The organism is Polynucleobacter sp. 39-46-10, from assembly GCF_002282275.1.
On the sequence record NZ_NCJB01000573.1, the window covers coordinates 1 to 1,006 of the forward strand.

Consider the following 1,006-nt stretch of genomic DNA (forward strand, 5'->3'; position numbering starts at 1 on the left):
GGGCGACGTGACGAATTTGGCGTTGAGATAACCAGTGGCGTAGACCAAAGCTGGCGATGAAGGCGATTAGAAAAACAATTGTGAATGTCATGAGATGATTATAGATATGAGTGAAAAAATAGTTATCCCAGCAGTTAAGACGGCGCCAGCCAGTGAACACCTGATTTGGGTGGATATGGAGATGTCGGGCCTAGACCCTGAAAAAGAGCGTATTTTGGAGATTGCCGTGATCGTCACCGATGCGCATCTCAATACCATTGCTACCGCCCCTGTTTGGGTAATTCATCAGGAGGATGCCCTATTGGATGCAATGGATGCATGGAATAAGGGTACCCACGGACGTTCTGGACTGATTGATAAGGTCAAGGCTTCGACTATGGATGAAGCGACTGCTGAAGCAGAATGTATCGCTTTTCTAAAGAAATACCTCAAGCCTGGAATTGCTCCAATGTGTGGCAATACGATTGGCCAAGATCGACGCTTTATGGCCAAGTACATGCCAAAACTAGAGGCATTCTTTCATTATCGAAATATTGATGTATCTACCCTTAAGGAGCTTTGTAAGCGCTGGCATCCTGAGTTGGTAAAGGGTTTCACGAAGAAGCAAGCTCACACGGCCTTGGCGGATATCGAAGAGTCTATTGAAGAGCTCAAGTACTACCGAGAAAAATTTATTGTGCCTTTACCGGAGTAATTCTGCTTCCTAGTATGGGCAATGTAAAAAAGGTCTATTACTAGACCTTTTTTTATCAACTCAGGAGAATGCATTACTTCTTGACGGCACTTTTGGGTCGATAGACTTTAATAACGGATTCATGGGTTTGGATAATGGGGCCACCAAACAGTTCAATACAGTAAGGTACTGAGGCAAAAATACCCTGCACAATGGGTTTGCCTTCAGCATCTTTCAGGCCTTCGAGTGTCTCTTTAATGGATTTTGGCTGACCTGGTAGGTTAATGACGAGGGCAGTATGCCCCTCGATCTCTCGCAAAACAGCGGTTTGTC

At 45.0% G+C, this 1,006-nt stretch carries 1 protein-coding gene and 1 pseudogene; one reads left to right on the forward strand and one right to left on the reverse strand.

All coding sequences use genetic code 11. The features are described 5' to 3' along the window. Positions 1-106 precede the first annotated feature (106 nt). Positions 107-694, forward strand: a complete 588-nt coding sequence (gene orn, locus B7X71_RS17825) for an oligoribonuclease (protein WP_215301548.1) — start codon at positions 107-109, stop codon at positions 692-694. A gap of 73 nt (positions 695-767) precedes the next feature. On the opposite strand, the pseudogene B7X71_RS17830 reads toward orn, so the two are convergent. Then, a pseudogene (locus B7X71_RS17830) lies at positions 768-1,006 on the reverse strand (molybdopterin adenylyltransferase); the annotation flags it as partial.

Bases quoted from the DNA above. Each gene is read 5' to 3' on its own strand.
- orn (WP_215301548.1), top strand. From the start codon at position 107: ATGAGTGAAAAAATAGTTATCCCAGCAGTTAAGACGGCGCCAGCCAGT.